This window comes from Neobacillus fumarioli NBRC 102428 (genome assembly GCF_001591485.1).
Classification (GTDB): Bacteria; Bacillota; Bacilli; order Bacillales; family Cytobacillaceae; genus Neobacillus; species Neobacillus fumarioli.
This window is the reverse complement of sequence record NZ_BCUZ01000272.1, coordinates 1-637: the sequence shown is the minus strand read 5'-3', so window position 1 is coordinate 637 and position 637 is coordinate 1. Positions and strand designations below refer to the sequence as shown.

Sequence of the window (637 nt, the reverse complement as noted above, 5' to 3'; positions counted from 1 at the left end):
TCAGTAAGGATGACCTTACTGTTAATATAGATTTTGTGTGGCTCAGTAGCTCAGTCGGTAGAGCACGGATGAATAAGCTACTGTGAAAAAGCAACAAGCGTACCCATCGAGCAGCATCTTGAATAAGCTTCCCGAGATGGGGACGAAGGACGAGCACAAACTGTCCTGTAGGGTGCTATCTATTATATGGCTTAGTAGCTCAGTCGGTAAAGCAAAGGACTGAAAATCCTTGTGTCAGCGGTTCAATTCCGTCCTGAGCCACCTTGTTTATACGGAGGGGTAGCGAAGTGGCTAAACGCGGCGGACTGTAAATCCGCTCCCTCAGGGTTCGGCGGTTCGAATCCGTCCCCCTCCACCACATAAAGGATAATGGCGGTTATGGCGAAGTGGTTAACGCACCAGATTGTGGCTCTGGCACTCGTGGGTTCGATTCCCACTAATCGCCCCATTTCCATTATTGGTCTATAGCCAAATGGGAGGTTTGCAAATCCTTTAGCGAGTTCAAATTTGGTTGCTGTCTTGAAGCTTTTCCTTGCGGGTGTAGTTTAATGGTAAAACTCCAGCCTTCCAAGCTGATGTCGTGGGTTCGATTCCCATCACCCGCTCCAATCTTGATAAAATTAAAAAAATATTTTAT

At 46.9% G+C, this 637-nt stretch carries 4 tRNA genes; all 4 read left to right on the top strand.

The window, feature by feature from the left end:
• Positions 1-188: 188 nt before the first annotated feature.
• Positions 189-261: transfer RNA gene (locus tag BFU02S_RS16130), tRNA-Phe, on the top strand.
• 12 nt (positions 262-273) lie between these two features.
• Positions 274-358, top strand: a tRNA-Tyr gene (locus BFU02S_RS16125).
• Between the two features lie 14 nt (positions 359-372).
• Positions 373-448, top strand: a tRNA-His gene (locus tag BFU02S_RS16120).
• A gap of 86 nt (positions 449-534) precedes the next feature.
• Positions 535-608, top strand: a tRNA-Gly gene (locus BFU02S_RS16115).
• Positions 609-637 lie beyond the last annotated feature (29 nt).